Origin of the sequence: Autumnicola lenta, from assembly GCF_031846515.1 — a bacterium.
Classification (GTDB): domain Bacteria; phylum Bacteroidota; class Bacteroidia; order Flavobacteriales; family Flavobacteriaceae; genus Autumnicola; species Autumnicola lenta.
Map to the genome: position 1 here is coordinate 64248 of NZ_JAVRHO010000016.1, position 17413 is coordinate 81660.

At 36.7% G+C, this 17413-nt stretch carries 15 protein-coding genes; all 15 read left to right on the forward strand.

What is annotated here, in order from left to right; translation table 11 throughout:
- Positions 1–77: 77 nt before the first annotated feature.
- A complete protein-coding gene (locus tag RM545_RS12080) occupies positions 78–1514 on the forward strand; it encodes a nucleotide sugar dehydrogenase (RefSeq protein WP_311495536.1) in 1437 nt (478 codons plus the stop codon).
- A 27-nt stretch (positions 1515–1541) separates the two neighbouring features.
- Entirely contained in the window at positions 1542–2594 is a 1053-nt protein-coding gene (gene rfbB, locus RM545_RS12085; protein WP_311495537.1) for a dTDP-glucose 4,6-dehydratase, read from the forward strand.
- 193 nt (positions 2595–2787) lie between these two features.
- Positions 2788–3663, forward strand: a complete 876-nt coding sequence (rfbA, locus tag RM545_RS12090; protein WP_311495538.1) for a glucose-1-phosphate thymidylyltransferase RfbA — start codon at positions 2788–2790, stop codon at positions 3661–3663.
- A gap of 6 nt (positions 3664–3669) precedes the next feature.
- Positions 3670–4254 carry a dTDP-4-dehydrorhamnose 3,5-epimerase gene (rfbC, locus tag RM545_RS12095; RefSeq protein WP_311495539.1) on the forward strand — a complete coding sequence of 195 codons (585 nt, stop codon included), beginning with the start codon at positions 3670–3672 and terminating at the stop codon, positions 4252–4254.
- 58 nt (positions 4255–4312) lie between these two features.
- The gene (locus RM545_RS12100; protein WP_311495540.1) at positions 4313–6061 is read left to right on the forward strand and encodes an ABC transporter ATP-binding protein; all 1749 of its coding nucleotides are present in this window, start codon (positions 4313–4315) and stop codon (positions 6059–6061) included.
- Positions 6062–6151: 90 nt separating this feature from the next.
- The gene (murA, locus tag RM545_RS12105; protein ID WP_311495541.1) at positions 6152–7462 is read left to right on the forward strand and encodes a UDP-N-acetylglucosamine 1-carboxyvinyltransferase; all 1311 of its coding nucleotides are present in this window, start codon (positions 6152–6154) and stop codon (positions 7460–7462) included.
- A gap of 5 nt (positions 7463–7467) precedes the next feature.
- Positions 7468–8448 carry a glycosyltransferase family protein gene (locus RM545_RS12110; RefSeq protein WP_311495542.1) on the forward strand — a complete coding sequence of 327 codons (981 nt, stop codon included), beginning with the start codon at positions 7468–7470 and terminating at the stop codon, positions 8446–8448.
- Positions 8449–8574: 126 nt separating this feature from the next.
- The gene (locus RM545_RS12115; protein ID WP_311495543.1) at positions 8575–9531 is read left to right on the forward strand and encodes a glycosyltransferase; all 957 of its coding nucleotides are present in this window, start codon (positions 8575–8577) and stop codon (positions 9529–9531) included.
- A gap of 5 nt (positions 9532–9536) precedes the next feature.
- The gene (locus RM545_RS12120) at positions 9537–10541 is read left to right on the forward strand and encodes a glycosyltransferase family 2 protein (RefSeq protein ID WP_311495544.1); all 1005 of its coding nucleotides are present in this window, start codon (positions 9537–9539) and stop codon (positions 10539–10541) included.
- A 7-nt stretch (positions 10542–10548) separates the two neighbouring features.
- Positions 10549–11739, forward strand: a complete 1191-nt coding sequence (locus tag RM545_RS12125; RefSeq protein ID WP_311495545.1) for a glycosyltransferase family 4 protein — start codon at positions 10549–10551, stop codon at positions 11737–11739.
- Positions 11736–12752: a glycosyltransferase family 2 protein gene (locus tag RM545_RS12130; RefSeq protein ID WP_311495546.1), complete on the forward strand. Its 1017-nt coding sequence runs from the start codon at positions 11736–11738 to the stop codon at positions 12750–12752. The genes RM545_RS12125 and RM545_RS12130 overlap by 4 nt, the downstream gene beginning before the upstream one ends.
- A complete protein-coding gene (locus RM545_RS12135) occupies positions 12749–13891 on the forward strand; it encodes a glycosyltransferase family 4 protein (RefSeq protein ID WP_311495547.1) in 1143 nt (380 codons plus the stop codon). Before RM545_RS12130 ends, RM545_RS12135 begins: the two co-directional genes overlap by 4 nt.
- Complete coding sequence (locus RM545_RS12140; protein ID WP_311495548.1) at positions 13876–15180, forward strand: O-antigen ligase family protein; 1305 nt, start codon at positions 13876–13878, stop codon at positions 15178–15180. Before RM545_RS12135 ends, RM545_RS12140 begins: the two co-directional genes overlap by 16 nt.
- Positions 15177–16208, forward strand: coding sequence for a glycosyltransferase (locus RM545_RS12145; protein ID WP_311495549.1), 1032 nt, complete (start codon positions 15177–15179; stop codon positions 16206–16208). Before RM545_RS12140 ends, RM545_RS12145 begins: the two co-directional genes overlap by 4 nt.
- Positions 16208–17356, forward strand: a complete 1149-nt coding sequence (locus RM545_RS12150) for a glycosyltransferase family 4 protein (RefSeq protein WP_311495550.1) — start codon at positions 16208–16210, stop codon at positions 17354–17356. Before RM545_RS12145 ends, RM545_RS12150 begins: the two co-directional genes overlap by 1 nt.
- Positions 17357–17413 lie beyond the last annotated feature (57 nt).

Here is a 17413-nt window from a genome sequence, read left to right on the forward strand (position 1 = left end):
GAAGATTTTAAATAAGATAACATAACACAATAAAATCAGGTTCTAAAGCTTAAGGCTTAGAGCATAAAGCACAAGAAATGAAAATTAAAAACATCTGCTGCATAGGAGCAGGCTATGTTGGTGGCCCAACAATGGCAATTATCGCGCAAAAGAACCCGGATATCAATGTAACCGTTGTAGATATTAACGAAAAACGCATCGCCGCCTGGAATGACGAAAATGTGGAGAATATTCCAATTTATGAACCCGGACTTTCAGAAGTGGTAAAAGAAGCCCGCGGCAGGAATCTTTTCTTTTCTACTGAAGTTGATGCAGCCATAGAAAAGGCTGAAATGATCTTTATCTCCGTCAATACTCCTACCAAAACCTATGGAATGGGAAAAGGCATGGCGGCAGATCTGAAGTGGATCGAGCTTTGTGCCAGACAGATCGCCAGGGTGGCAAAAGATGATAAGATCGTTATTGAAAAATCCACGCTTCCCGTACGTACCGCTGCGGCCTTAAAGGATATCCTGGATAATGCGGGCAATGGAGTAAAATACCAGATCCTTTCCAATCCTGAATTCCTGGCTGAAGGAACCGCTGTAGAAGATCTACAGGCTCCCGATCGTGTGCTTATTGGAGGAGATATAGATACTGAAGAAGGAAAAGCAGCAATGCAAGCTTTGGTAGACATTTATGCCAAATGGGTGCCACAGGAAAGTATTCTGACTACCAATGTCTGGTCTTCGGAATTATCCAAGTTAACAGCCAATGCTTTTCTGGCCCAAAGAGTTTCGAGTATTAATGCGCTGAGTGAATTATGTGAAAAAACCGGGGCAGATGTAAATGAAGTGGCGAGGGCGATAGGAATGGATTCCCGTATTGGTCCTAAATTTTTGAAATCTTCTGTAGGTTTTGGTGGCTCATGTTTTCAAAAAGATATTTTAAACCTGGTTTATATTGCCAAATCATTTGGATTAGATGAAGTAGCCGATTACTGGGAGCAGGTAATTATTATGAACGACCACCAGAAGAAGAGATTTGCTGAAAATATTGTAAAAACACTTTATAATACAGTCTCCGGGAAGAAAATTGCCTCTTTGGGATGGGCATTTAAGAAAGACACTAACGATACCCGCGAATCTGCTGCTATTTATGTGGCTGATTATTTAATAAGTGAACAGGCAGAAATTGTGGTTTATGACCCAAAAGTCACTGAAGAGCAAATTTATGCCGATCTGGATTACCTGGGCACCCGAAGTGAAGAGGAGAACAGGAAGCTGGTAACGGTTATTAAAGATCCTTATAAAGTTTGCAAAGATTCCCATGCCATTGCGGTGCTTACGGAGTGGGATGAATTTAAATCTTATGACTGGCAGAAGATATATGACTGTATGTTAAAGCCTGCTTTTGTATTTGATGGCAGGGATATTTTAGATGCACAGAAACTTTCAGAAATTGGTTTTAATCTTAATAGCATCGGAAAGCCGAAAATAGAAGCAGTAAAAAAGGAAGCTGTAATAGCTGAATAGTTAACTGATAGTGAGTTTCAATTTTAGATGGAATACGTTAAAAATATATTAGTTACAGGTGGTGCAGGTTTTATAGGATCTCACGTCGTTCGCCTGTTCGTAAACAAATACCCGGAATATCATATTTTCAACCTGGATGCCCTAACCTATGCGGGTAACCTGGAGAATTTAAAAGATGTTCAGGACGCTCCTAATTACACTTTTTTGAAGGCTGATATTACAAATGGTGAACAAATAGATGAACTTTTTCGCACGCATCAGTTTGATGCCGTAATTCATTTGGCAGCAGAGTCTCACGTAGATAGGTCTATTTCGGACCCACTGGCTTTTGTGAAGACAAATGTAATGGGAACTGTAAACCTCCTGAATGCCGCCAAAGAGCATTGGAAAGATACCAACGACAAACTTTTTTACCACGTAAGTACCGATGAAGTATATGGTAGTCTTGGAGAAGAAGGTTTATTTACTGAAACCACCGCCTACGATCCAAATTCTCCATACTCTGCAAGTAAAGCAAGTTCAGATCATTTTGTAAGGGCCTATGGAGAGACTTACAGACTTCCTTATGTAATAAGCAATTGCTCCAATAATTACGGACCCAATCATTTTCCGGAAAAACTTATTCCGTTGATGATCCATAACATTATCAATAAAAAGCCCCTTCCGGTTTATGGCGATGGTAATTATACCAGGGACTGGCTTTTTGTCAAAGACCACGCGGCTGCAATAGATATGATATTCCACAAAGGAAAGAAAAATGAAGTCTATAACATCGGCGGATTTAATGAATGGAAAAATATTGATCTGGTAAAGTTACTATGTCAGCAAATGGATCAAAAGCTGAATCGTAAAGAAGGAGAAAGTGCAGAACTTATCACCTTCGTAAAAGACCGCCCCGGCCACGACCTGCGGTATGCAATTGATGCATCCAAGATCAACACAGAATTAGGTTGGAAACCCAGTGTCACCTTTGAAGAAGGACTTTCTAAAACAATCGACTGGTATCTGGAGAATAAGGAGTGGTTGCAAAATGTGACTTCAGGGGCCTACCAGGAGTATTATAAAAAGCAATATGTGTAGCGGCGATGTAAGCCGTAAGCTCTAAGCAAAAAAAGCCTAAAGCATAGCGCGCCTAAAGCCTATTTCACGCCACGGGCGCAAAGGAAAAACGCCGCGATCGCTGCGAAACCACTGCGACCGCTGCGAGCTGGCAAAAAGCTTTAAGCCGTAAACTCTAAGCAAAAAAAGCCTACAGCCTAAAATCAACAACAAAATGAAAGGAATTATCCTCGCCGGCGGCTCCGGCACCCGTTTATATCCAATTACTAAAGGAGTTTCCAAACAGCTTCTAAGCATTTATGACAAGCCTATGATCTATTATCCTTTGTCGGTTCTTATGCTGGCAGGGATAAAGGAAGTGCTAGTAATTTCAACTCCTGAAGATCTGCCGAACTTTGAAAAGCTTTTAGGCGACGGTAAAGAGATTGGGATGACATTCAAATACAAAGTACAACCAAGTCCCGATGGCTTAGCACAGGCATTTATTATAGGAGAGGAGTTTATTGGAGATGATGATGTTTGCCTGGTCCTGGGAGATAATATCTTCTACGGGCATGGCTTTAGCGGATTGTTAAAACAGTCACGGGAGAACGTAGAGGCAGAAGGAAAAGCCACTGTGTTTGGCTACTACGTAAATGATCCCGAAAGATACGGCGTGGCCGAATTTGATAAAGCAGGTAATGTGATAAGTATTGAAGAAAAACCAAAACAGCCTAAAAGTAATTACGCTGTTTCAGGTTTGTACTTTTACCCGAATTCTGTAGTAAAGATCGCAAAGGAAGTAAAGCCAAGTGAACGTGGGGAACTGGAGATTACCTCGGTAAATGAGGCCTATTTAAAACAAGGCGACCTGAAGGTGGAACTAATGGGTAGAGGTTATGCCTGGCTGGACACTGGCACCCATGAATCTATGTTGGACGCTTCCAACTTTATACACACCATAGAAAAAAGGCAGGGTTTAAAAGTAGCCTGCATTGAAGAGATCGCTTATGAAAAAGGATATATAAGCGCAGCAGAATTAAAAGCCTTAGCTGAACCTCTAAAGAAAAATGGCTACGGACAATATTTATTAAAACGAATAAAAGAATAGACAAATATGGAATTTATCAGAACAGAAATACCAGACGTTGTAATTTGTAAACCAAAGATCTTTGGCGATGAACGCGGCTACTTTTTTGAGTCTTTTCGGCAGGATATTTTTGAGGAGTTCCTGGGGTATAAGGTAGATTTTTGCCAGGATAATGAATCAAAATCGTCTTTTGGAGTTTTAAGAGGAATGCATTATCAAATTCCCCCTTATTCACAATCAAAACTAGTAAGGGTTATTGAAGGACGTGTGCTGGATGTTGCGGTAGATATGCGAGAAGGTTCTCCTTACTTTGGTAAAAGTATTTCCCATGAACTAACCGCAGAAAATAAAAACCAATTCTTTATTCCCCGTGGCTTTGCCCACGGTTTTGTAGTACTCTCTGAAACAGCAACCTTCGCCTATAAATGTGATAATTATTACCAGCCAAGCCACGATCGTGGGTTTATGTATAGTGATAATGCCATTGCGATTGACTGGAAACTCCCTTTAAATGATCTTCTTTTATCTGAAAAAGACAAAAAGCAGCCTTCTTTTGAAGATTCTAAAAAGTTTGACTTCTTTAAAGACCTATATAAATTAGAATTAGTTTAGACCTGGATATTAATTCCAACTTTTTATATAAAGTACAACATAAGTACTAGAGAAAACAATGAAAATATTATTTAAAACCATCAGGTTTGTTCTAGATGTATTGCCTAAAAAGTATCATCTTAAGTTATCTTTAGTGGCATTTTTACTTTTGGTAAATTCCCTGCTGGAAATTCTCGGATTAGGTGCTATCATTCCAGTATTTTCGGTCTTGCTGGAAGATAATGTAGTAGAAAAATACGGCTGGGCTTCATGGATGTATAATAACTTTGGCTTAACCGATGAGCGGCAGCTTATAGTGACCCTTGCCATTGGGCTACTTGTGGTGATCATTATAAAAAATATCCTAAGCCTGTGGATTCTTAAAATAAATAGCACATTCTCCCTGGGGTTATATAAAGATTTTACGCTGCGTCTCCATAAGTTATATTATAAAACGGGTTTTTCTTTTTTTAAAACTACTAACTCCAATCTTGTTGTACGTAATTTAAGAACAGCTACAAATCAATTTGCAAATTTACAGGTATTGGGTTCTTTGAATCTTTTAAATGAAATAATCGTATTAATTTTTATTGTAGTTTCCATAGCGCTTTATAACCTACAAATCCTTGCGATTCTTTGTTTAACAGTTATTCCTCCATTTTTCTTCTTCTACAGGTGGGTGAGCTTGCGTTCTGTCAAACTGGGTGAGATTAGCAACAGGATCACACCTATTGTAGGTAAAAATATGTTCCAAAGTATCTTTGGATATGTAGATGTAGTTATAACCGGTTCTGAAAAGGTGTTTAGAAAACGAATTAAAAAAAATCTGGATGAATTGGTGGAGGTAGATATCAAGACAAACATTTACAATCTTGCACCAACCCGCATTATAGAAACTTCCCTGATGCTGGCAATTGCGGTAATTGTCTCTTTTGGAATATATTACCTGCCCTCTAAAACAGAGCTTTTAAAATTATTGGGCTTATTTGCAGTGGCAGGCTACCGAATCATGCCTTCCATTAACCGAATGATGATTGCCATTAATGGCTTGAATCGCTCAAGATGGGTATTTGAAATTTTGAGTCCTTTGGAAGAGGAAGGTTTTGAAGAAAAGAAAATAAAGGAGATAGATCTAGCATTTGAAAAACAGTTAAAGCTGGAAAATATAAGCTTTAGTTATGAAGGTAATGATGATCCTATTTTTAAAGATTATTCCCTAACCATTAAAAAAGGAGAAGTAGTAGGGCTGATAGGACCCTCAGGTGCCGGAAAGACCACGCTTATGAATATTTTGTTAGGGTTTTTAAAGCCTATCACGGGAAGTTATTTTGTGGATGATACTCCGTTGGATGAGGCACATCTGAAATCATTTTATAAAAAAGTGGGATATGTACAACAACAGGTTTATTTAATAGATGGAAGCATCGCTGAAAATGTTGCTTTTGGTTGTAAACCTAAAGATATCGATCAGGAAAAGTTAAAGGAAGTTTTAGATAAAGCAAGTTTATGGAATATGATTGAAAGTTTACCAGATGGGGTAAACGAAATGATTGGGGAAAATGGAACTAAATTATCCGGGGGGCAACGTCAGCGTGTAGGTATAGCTCGGGCGCTATATTTTGATGCAGAAATCTTATTTTTTGATGAAGCTACTTCTTCTTTAGATAGTCAAACGGAAAAGGAAATAACAGAGGCAATAAACGCTCTCTCTGACGGTAATTTAACTTTAATAATTATAGCCCATCGAACGAGCACATTGAAACATTGCGATAGAATTATCGAAGTCAATTTGGCAAAGAATGCAACTCAACTGCAAGAAACGAGTTAAAGAAACTAGAAGATAGATGAACCTTTAAAAAAATAACTCAAGGTGAAAATAATAAAATTCTTATTCATAAAACTTTCAAATAATACATAAGTGGGAATATTTCAAATTGAAGGCGGTCATCGTCTAAGTGGGGAAATTCAGCCTCAGGGAGCAAAAAACGAAGCACTACAGATTTTATGTGCGGTTTTATTAACAGATGAAAAGGTTATAATAAATAACATTCCTGCCATTGTAGACGTAAATAAGTTAATAAATCTTCTCAGGAATCTGGCTGTAAAGGTAGAAAATATTGGGAAAGGAGCGTATTCCTTCCAAAGTGACAATTTAAATTTGGATTACTTAAATAGTGAACAGTTTAAAATTGACGGAAGCAGTTTGAGGGGGTCAATTATGATCGTTGGACCGTTATTGGCCAGATTTGGTAAAGGATTTATTCCGAAGCCGGGTGGTGATAAAATTGGTAGAAGAAGACTTGATACGCATTTTGAAGGTTTTATTAAATTGGGTGCTAAATTCAGATATAATAAAGAAGAACGTTTTTACGGAGTGGAAGCTCCAAACGGACTAAAGGGTGATTTTATGCTCTTGGAAGAAGCTTCGGTTACTGGTACTGCTAATATTGTAATGGCCGCGGTACTTGCTGAAGGAACTACTACAATATACAACGCAGCCTGCGAACCTTATCTGCAGCAACTTTGTAATATGCTGAATTCAATGGGTGCGAAAATTAGTGGCGTTGGGTCTAATCTTTTAACAATTGAAGGGGTAAGTTCTTTAAAAGGCTGCGAGCACAGAATTCTTCCTGATATGGTTGAAATAGGTTCCTGGATTGGTATGGCCGCAATGACAAAAAGCGAAATTACCATCAAAAATGTGCGCTGGGATATGTTGGGTATTATTCCAACAACTTTTAGAAAATTAGGAATCACTATTGAACGTAAAGGGGACGACATTTTTATACCCGCTCATACAAAGGGTTATGAGGTACAGAACTTCATTGATGGATCAATTATGAATATTAGCGATGCTCCTTGGCCCGGTTTCACTCCGGATCTCTTAAGTATAATTCTTGTAGTTGCCACACAGGCGAGAGGAAGTGTCTTAATACATCAAAAGATGTTTGAAAGTAGACTTTTTTTTGTAGACAAATTAATAGATATGGGAGCTAAAATTATTTTGTGTGATCCTCACCGTGCTACGGTAATAGGCCATGACTTTCAGTCACAGTTAAAAGCTACAACCATGAGCTCTCCCGATATAAGAGCCGGAATTTCCCTCCTAATTGCTGCACTTTCTGCAGAAGGTAAATCCACAATTCATAATATTGAACAAATAGACCGAGGTTATGAAAATATTGAGGAAAGACTTAAGGCAATAGGAGCTAGAATTACCAGAATTTAATAAAAATGAAAATATTATTAACCAATAATCATCTGGATTCCATAGGAGGAACGCAAACCTACACGTATGCTTTAGCAAAGCAACTGTTAACCTTAGGGCACGATGTACAATACTTCACTCTCCAAAAGGGAATAATATCGGATAAACTGGAGCAAGATTTAGGGCTAAAGGAAAAAAACAGGAAATCTTATGATTTAATTCTTGCAAATCATAACTCCACAATCGAAAAAGTCTGGAAATTAGGAACTGTATTTCAAACATGTCATGGCATCTTTCCATTTCTTGAACAGCCTTCAATCTTTTCAGATTTTTATATTTCTATATCTCAGGAAGTACAAGAACATTTAGCAAAAAAGAACCTTAGCTCCGTCATAATCCCGAACGGAATCGACTGTGATGTCTTTTACCCTACAACGCCTATCAATAAAGAATTAAGAACTGTTCTTTCTTTGTGCCAATCAAATGATGCAAATGAAAAAATTTTAAAGGCCTGCGTGCAGCTTGATATTAAGCTACTAACCTATCATGATTTAGGGGGAAAAAAATGGGAAATTTATGAACTTATTAATAAGGCAGATTTAGTTATTGGTTTGGGAAGGTCCGCATATGACGCGATGGCTTGTGGAAGACCGGTTATAGTTTACGACGAGCGGCCTTATATGGATCCAGTAGGCGACGGCTACCTTAGCCACGTTCTCACAGAAAGCTTTAGTAAAAATTGTTCTGGAAGATATTTTGGTAGAAAATTCACTCCTGATGATCTTATTCATGAATTAAAAAAATATGAACCTAAAGATGGTGAAAGATTAAGGTCTTTTATAAAAAATCATCTTGAAGTTTCTATAGTCACTGCTTCTTATTTGAATCTATTCGAAAATTTTCAACAGAAAAAAAACAAGAGGAAATATCACCTACTTCAAAAAATAAGATTTATGACAAAGTACTCAAAACCTTTTTTCTCCATAATACAACGGACAACTTTATAGTTGCCTTGAATAATTACCCTGAAGATTATTAGGCTTGCTGTTTTTTTGTAGTTCCGGAGCTTCAGGGAAAATTATTTTTTCATAGGAAAGGGTCACCAGGATCCAAAAATAAAAACCAAAAAATGAATGATTAGTATTGTCGTCTGCCATAGAGATACGCAGTTACTCCAAAATTTTAAAAAAAATGTTGAAGAAACTATTGGGATACCTTTTGAATTTGTCATTATTGATAATAAGGCAAACGATTATAATATTTTCCAGGCCTACAATTTAGGGATTGAACGTAGTAAATTTGATATTGTTTGTTTTTCACACGAAGACATTATTTACCATACCGCCGATTGGGGAAAAAAAGTTGTTGTGCATTTTAAGGATGAAAGAACCGGAATGATTGGCATAATAGGAGGGAACGTTTTTCCTAATTGCCCATCTCCCTGGTGGAATAGCAGCTATTTAAATGATCATTTGATAAATAATATCCAGCATTGGAAAGAAGGATTTGAACCCAAAAATGATCCTAATAAAAAACCTTTTCAAGGGAAAGATAATGTTACCGTAGACTATCATAATCCTACGAAAGAACATAAAGTAAAAGCTGTTGCATTGGATGGTTTGTGGATGTGCGCACATAAAAGAGCATTAAAGAATTGTAGCTTTGATGAAGAAACATTTAATGGTTTTCACTGCTACGATACCGATATCTGTTTACAGGTCGGTCAAACCCACGAGATTTATGTAATCTACGATATCCTGATGGAGCATCTTTCTATGGGCACGGTAGCCAAAGATTGGGCAGAATCTGCCGAACTTCTTGCAGATAAATGGAAGCACCGCCTGCCAGTGTTTGCAAAGGAAGTAGAGCAGGATAAAATCCCCCGCTATAATAACGAATGTTTATTGACGTACTGTTACTGGATCAAGGGGATGGGGTTAAGTGATCAGAAAATCAGGAGTATTATTTTAAAGTATTTGGAACCTAAAAACAAATTTGTTTCACAAGAAGGTTTGTTGCTATGGCTTTGGTCTAAATTAGGCTATCAAAACGCAAGATTTCCATACCGGGTTTTAAAACCTTTGATTTAAATAATATGATAGAAGAATCTTTAGTTTCCGTTTGTATCCCAGTCTACAATAGAGAAAAATTTATTAAGAATGCTATTGAAAGTGTTTTAAATCAAACGTATCAAAATTTTGAAATTATTGTAGTTGACGATGGTTCAAAGGATGATTCCATATTCATAGTAGAATCTTTTTCTGATGAAAGGATTAAACTTTTCAAAAATAAAGTAAATAAAGGGGTGGTGTTCACCCGCAATAGATACCTGGAAGAAGCTTCAGGTGATTACATAGCCATATTAGATTCAGATGATTTCTGGTTACCAACAAAACTAGAAAAGCAAATCAATTTCCTTAATGAGAATCCCGAATACGGAATTTGTGGAACTTGGGCAATACGAAAATCTATTAATGGTGAATGTATTTGGAAATATCCTATTTCAGACGAGGAAATAAGAGCAAGATTACTCTGGGGTTCTTCTATGGTTCATTCTTCTATGGTGATTAAATCATCCATTATTAGAAATAATTCATTTAAGTATTGCAATAGTGTAAAACAGGCTGAAGATTATGATCTACTCAGGCAAGTTGCAAATACTAAATCAAAATTATGTAATCTCAGTGAGGTGCTTGTAGAGTATAATGAACACAATGCGCAGTTTACCACCACAGCAAAGCAAGAACAAATAGAAGAGTCTTTTAAGATCTCTTTAAAATATATAGATGATTTAAAGGTTTACTTGGACGCTATACAATTTTCCGCTTTTAAGAAAGTCTTTACTTTTCAATATAATCTATCTGCAAATGAACTTTTAAAATTAAAAGAGTTTTTTGAAGCACTAAATTGTGTTGCCCTTAATTTCAATGATGCTGTTAGTGAAAGTCTTTCAAAGCATTGGTTTCTATCCTGCTATCACAGTACGAACAATGGATTAAATACATTGAAAATTTTTTCTTCAGCGCAGAATGAATTTCCTTATCAATTAACTATAGTTCAAAAAGCTAAATTTTATCTTAAATGTTTACTTAAAAAGTAAGAAGGTTATGAAAGCAGGTTACTTTACCCATACCAATATAGGTCCTTCAGAAACATTTATTTATGATTTAGTAAAAGGTTTAAATGCAGAGAAGGATATTGATTTAACATTTGTGACAGGGCATAAGAAGAAACCAATAGTAGTTGATTTCAGTTTGAATTCTATAGCCTCCGGTTACTCTGAGAATAATAAAGAGTGGAGTTTCAGGGCCTATAAGCTGGGACAAGTTCTAGGGGGAAGAGGCTACTATTTCAAGTCAGAGGTTCAATCTAAAAGTGCATATAAGGCTTTAAACACCAATGGTCTAGATAATTTTGACGTAGCATATGTGGAGTATGCCACGTCGGGCGTTCTTTTAATGCAGTATTTGAAAGAGAAAAATATACCGTGTGTCTTGCACGTGCATGGGTATGATGTCACTGCAGCTCGAAATGATCCAGAATATTCAAAGAAGTTATTTGAATTATATAAATATTGCAGTTATATAGTTACGCCAAGTGAACATTTAAAGCGGCTAATTATTTTGCAAGGTTGTGAAGCAGATAAAATCAAAGTCATTTATCCTTTTGAAGTATCCAGTTTGATAAATCCTGAAAATTGGAAGAATCGGTATAAAAATAAACCTGCTATAACATTTTTAGGAAGGCTAACTCAAAAAAAGAATCCTATTGCTCTTTTATATGCATTTTCATTAGTGATAAAAGAATATCAGGATTTTCAGTTGAACATTTTAGGAGGCGGAGATTTACTGAACGCTTGTAAAATAAAAGCTAAAGAGTTGGGAATAGAAAAATATGTCTTTTTCCATGGAGTGGTAGACCGCACAAAAGCTTTCGATTTTCTGAACAATTCCTGGATATATGCCCAACACAGTGTAACTTCTAATTCAGGCGACCAAGAAGGTTTCCCGGTGAGCCTAGCCGAAGCTGCTGCTCACGCTCTACCATTGGTTTCAACAATTCATAGTGGCATCACAGAAAATATTATAGAAGGGCAAACAGGTTTTCTTGTCCAGGAATATAACTATGAAGCCATGGCAGAAAAAATTATTTATCTTATTAAAAACCCCGCTATAGCCGAGAAAATGGGTAAAGCCGGGCGCAAGCATATAATGGATATATGCAGTCCTGGACAAAGGGTAAAAAAAATTAAAGAGCTTTTATTGCATGCTTCTAACCAAAAATCTAGTAATTCTTGAAACCGAAAATCTCTATAGTTATACCAAGCTATAATAAAGGGCATTTTATACAGGAAACATTGGAATCCTTAAAAGCCCAAACTTTTTTAAATTGGGAAGCCATTGTAGTGGATGATGGTTCTACAGACGATTCGGTCAATATTATACAAGATTATTGCAAAAAAGATTCGCGTCTAAAATTTCTAAAAAGAAACAGTAATCCAAAAGGTGGCTCGGCATGTAGAAATATAGGTATTGACCATGCCCATGGCAAATATATAATGTTTTTAGACGCAGATGATGTTTTAGCTCCCAATTGCTTGAAGAATAGGTTTAAGCAAATAGAAAATAGTCCTGAAAATAATTTCTGGGTTTTTTCTATTGGAACCTTCTATAAAATGCCTGGAGACAGTACTTCCATCTGGATTCCCAAAGGGAAAGATTTTTTAAGCAAATTCCTAAGGCATGATTTGCCCTGGCACACTATGTCTGTTATTTGGAAAAAGGAATTCTTGCAAAAAATCGGAAGTTTTAACCCTGATTACCCGAGGCTTCAAGATGTTGAATTGCACACCAGAGCTTTACTCGAGGATAATGTGCAATTCCAAACCTTTCCTGAAGCTGATCCTGATAGCTACTATCGCATTGACCTAGATCGTATTTTAGACACCCAGTATCATTTTTTGAAGAGATGGGTTGCAGGAACAACAATGTATGTAATAGAAATTGGTAAGCGTATTGAGCATAAATCCTCATCTGGCAACTTGAAGAAAAAATTAAAGGGCACTGTTTTCTCCATGTTAACCACACTTCTTTACAATACCAAAATGAACTACATTAATACTGCTGAATACAGTAAACTCAGAAATCAGCTTTTAAATAGTATTGAAGCAATTGAATTGCTTAAAAGAACAGATTTCCATTTCCTTTATCTGTACGAAAATACTTACAATTATGGATTCTATCGAATAAAAGGATTTAATTATTTATCTAAGAGATTTTTTATAAAGCATAAATTATATATGAAAAAATGAAGATATCTCTTTTGACAGATGGTATTTACCCCTACATAATGGGAGGAATGCAAAAGCATTCTTACTTTCTTGCTAAACACCTGGCACAAGAAGGGGTTTATGTAGATTTGTACCATTACAGAAATGAAGGAGCAGGAAAAAGTGGGAATCCCTTTTCCTTAAAGGAAATGAAATTTCTAAATATAATTGAGGTTGAATATCCCCTATCAAAGAAATTCCCGGGGCATTACCTATATGAGCGATATTTGTATTCAAAAAATGTATTAAAAGAAATATTCAACCGGGAATTACCGGATTTTATTTATGCCAAAGGGTTTTCCGGCTGGGCTTTATTAAAGAATAAACAGAAATTACAAAAAGAGATACCTATTGGTGTAAATTTTCATGGTTATGAAATGTTTCAGCAGTGGCCTGATTTTAAAACCGGAATAAAACTTCAAATACTAAAACTCCCGGTAAAATATAATGTTTCAAAGGCCGACTATGTTTTTTCCTATGGAGGAAAAGTTTCAGATATCATTGAAAGGATAAATAGTAATTCCAAAATAGTTGAAATTCCCACAGGAATAGGAGCAAGTTGGTTAGCATCAGATATTAGTAAAAAAGAATCTACAGGAAAGCGTAGGTTTATTTTTGTTGGAAGGGCTGAAAGAAGAAAAGGAATTGTAGAAATAAATCAATTTTTGTCCGCTACTCAGGACAAAAATTTCGAATTTCACTTTGTTGGCCCTATTACAGAGGATGAAAAAATTAAGAAACCCAATGTAATATATCATGGAACCATTCGGGAACAGGATAAGCTTCAGAAAATTTTAGATGAAATGGACGTGCTGGTTTGTCCCAGCTATTCTGAAGGTATGCCTAATGTTATCATGGAAGGAATGGCAAGAGGGCTTGCTGTTATCGCAACAGATGTAGGAGCTGTAAACCAAATGGTAGATGCCGAAAATGGTTGGTTAATTGAAAAATCGGATATTAATGCTGGTATTAGTAGCGCGATTGTAAATGCTCTAAAACTTTCTGATGCAGAACTACATAAAAAAAAGAAAATATCTATAGAAAAAATTGAGCAAAATTTTACCTGGGAGAAAGTTATAGATCAAACAATTAAAAAGATCAGAGCTTGTACAATTTCTTAAATCCGATACTATCCTATAGGTATTTCTGGATATCAGTATTTCTCATTTTTGGAGTTGGACTGGTGACAAATTTTCTAATTTCCGGAGTGGTACTCATTATTTTTTTACTGAGTTTCAACGCTCAATTAAAAACAGAATATTTGCTTTTTACTTTACTGGGTACATTTATACTAGCTTCTAATATATCACCAAATTTTCAGTTTGCGCAAAATTTAAGGTTTGTAGGTTTAGCTGCCAGTTTGGTATATCTTTTTTACAACAGAGGCATCGTAAGAAGCCCTGCAAACAATATTTTACCATTTGCCATTTATGCTTTTATTATTACCCTAATATATTCTCCCATCGGCTTTGAGGCGGTGCTACGAGGTGTTTCTTATTGGTTGGTAGCGTTGGTTATTTTTACCGCGTACCAGAGATCTTATCTAAAAGATGCGGAACAAACCTCAAGATTGCTGTTAGGTTTCTTTATTTTATATTTTTTCTTAAATGCTTTGCTTATTTTTTACGGCAGCGATCTATATTTAATGGGTAGATTCCGGGGTATCATGGGAAATCCTAATGAGCTGGGTCTTGTTTGTGTATTTGGTTTTGGTATTATAGATTTACTGTTTAAAAGACAGGAAATAAGTTTTAACCCTAAGCATTATTTAATACTTAAATGTGTTATAGTAGGTTTAATTGTCTTAACCGGCTCCAGAACATCTCTCTTTGCAATAGTTATTTACTTTGTTACTCAGCGTTTATTCAGAAATAAACTATTACTTGTTTTTGCGTTAATATTTTTAGGAATACTTTATTATTTAAGTCTTTCTGTAGATCCGGAAGCACTTGTAAAATCTTTGGGACTTTCACAGGAGCTGAGAGTTGAAAGTCTGACCACGGGTAGCGGGAGAACAGAAGTTTGGGAAGTGGCCTGGGAAGAGATAAAAGAAAAGCCCTGGATTGGTCGTGGAATGCAATATGATAGTTATTTTATAAATGAATATGTAGAAAACAATTTTACTGGTGTTGTCGCCAGACATTGGGCAGGTATTTGGAACTCTTATCTTAGTCTTCTTCTGGACGTAGGTATTATTGGTTTATTAGCCTATTTCTTCTTCATAATTAGGATGTTCCGCATATCTCATTTTAAAAATACGGCAGCAGCATTTTTGGCAATGACCTTATTTGCAGGAATTACGGAATCCTGGATGGCGGCTTCGATGAATGCATTTACCCCTATGTTCTTTTTATACTGGGCTATCCAATCACAACCTGTAAGTAATACTGAAGAAATAATAGAGGGATGAAAATTGTGGTTTTATATACCCGGCTTACCGGTTACTGGATGGCCTGTATGCGTTTTGACCATCAGAAGAAGGGAAACCAGTATTTGCTTATAAGAAAAGATCCTAATCCCGAGGCTCCTTTTAGCTTTAACTCTGAGGCGGGAATTAATATTCTGGATGGGGACCAGCTTTCTGCAGAGGACATCAAAAAGACAGCAAAAGATTTTAAACCAGATGTACTATATGTTGCTGGCTGGGCAGAAAAGCGGTATTTGAAAACTGCGTTGTATTTTAATAAAAAGGGGGTGCCTGTAATAACCGGGATGGATAACCAGTGGCTGGGAAATTTTAAACAGCGAATGGCAGGGCTTATGAGTCCGCTTCTGGTGCGTAAATATTTCTCGCATATCTGGATTCCGGGAGATCCTCAATATATATTTGCACACCACCTTGGTTTTTCTTCTAACAATATCCTGAAGGGGCTGTATTGTGCAGATGAAGTTATCTTCAACAGCGTTACTCAGAGAAAATTTGAGCGGCAAATAACCTTTGTTGGCCGCCTTGTAGAACATAAGGGATTACAAGTTCTTTTTGAGGTAATTCGGGAGCTTATCCAAAATGATCAACTATTACTAAAAGTACATATTATAGGGAACGGTCCCTTGGCAGAAAACATTCCTAATCATAAATTTATTAAAAACACTTCTTTCGTAGATCCTGAAGAATTACCGGCTTTATTAGAGAATTCGGGTTTCTTTATTCTTCCCAGCTTATACGAAGCCTGGGGTGTGGTGGTTCATGAAGCAGTTTTAGCGGGTCTACCTGTTATAACAACAAAACAGACAGGAGCGGCATCAGCTTTTGTAATTCCCGGACACAATGGCTTTATCTACGATGCTCCCAACGCTGCTGAATTAAAAAAAATACTACTGGAAATTGGAAATTTATCAGATGAGGATTATCTGCAAATGTCGAATAACAGTAAAGAGATGGCTTCAAGAATTAGCTTGAATACCTGGTCTGCAACTTTGAATTCCGTAGTAAAATAGTGAGAAGCTATCAGAGAAAAAATATTCTCATTTTTATCGACTGGTTCCTTCCCGGGTATAAAGCGGGCGGGCCTATACAGTCGGTAGTAAACTTGATCAATCATCTGGGAGATGAGTTTGAGTTTGATGTGGTAACTTCCAATAAAGACCTTGGAGAAGATACAGCTTATCCCAATATAGTATTTAACCGATGGTCGAAAAATGGCAATTATCGGGTGACCTATCTTGACGAAGCGCACCAGAATATTCAGCGATACCGCGAAATACTAACAGCAAAGGAATATGATGCCGTTTATTTTAACTCCCTTTTTTCAGTAAACTTTACTTTAAAACCATTGTTACTGCTAAGGAGGTCGAAAATTAAAATTATTCTTGCGCCACGGGGAATGTTAGGAGCAGGAGCTTTACAGATCAAGCCGCTTAAAAAGAAACTATTTTTAAACCTTTTCCGGCTTTCGGGTTTCAGTCACAGGATTCACTGGCATGCCACCGCGGCTTCAGAGGCTGCAGAGATAAAGAAGCATTTCGGAAATAAAACAAAGGTTAAAATTGCTACCAATCTTTCGGCAGTAATGCCGGAAGCTTTTCCAAAAAAAATAAAAGAAACAGGATATCTTAATTTGTTCTTCCTTTCCCGGATCAGTAAAAAGAAGAATTTAAAAGCTGCCCTTCAGTTTTTATCCGAAGTAAATAAGCAGTTTCAAATTAACTTCAGCATTGTTGGCCCTGTAGAAGAAGAAAAATACTGGCAGGAATGTCAGCAAGTCATTGAAGGTTTGCCGGAAAATGTAATTGTAAAAAATATGGGGGCAGTTCCGAATCATGAATTAAGGGAACAATTAAAAGATCAGCATTTTATGTTATTGCCCACTTTTCATGAGAACTTTGGCCATGTGATCATGGAGTCCTGGCAAAATGCCTGTCCGGTGATAATATCTGATCAGACTCCGTGGGAAAAACTGGAAAAGCAGAGAATCGGCTTTGACATTTCCCTCTCTAAACCTGATGAATTTATTAAGTCGCTGGAGAAATCTGCTGCAATGGATCAGGAAGAATATGATACCTGGTCACAAGCCTCGTTTAATTTCGCAAAAGAATATTGTAATAATCCGAAAGCGATAGAGGATAGCAGGAAACTGTTTCTATAAAAATTTTCACGCCACGGACGCAAAGGTAAAGCGCAGCGAACGCTGTGAATCAACACT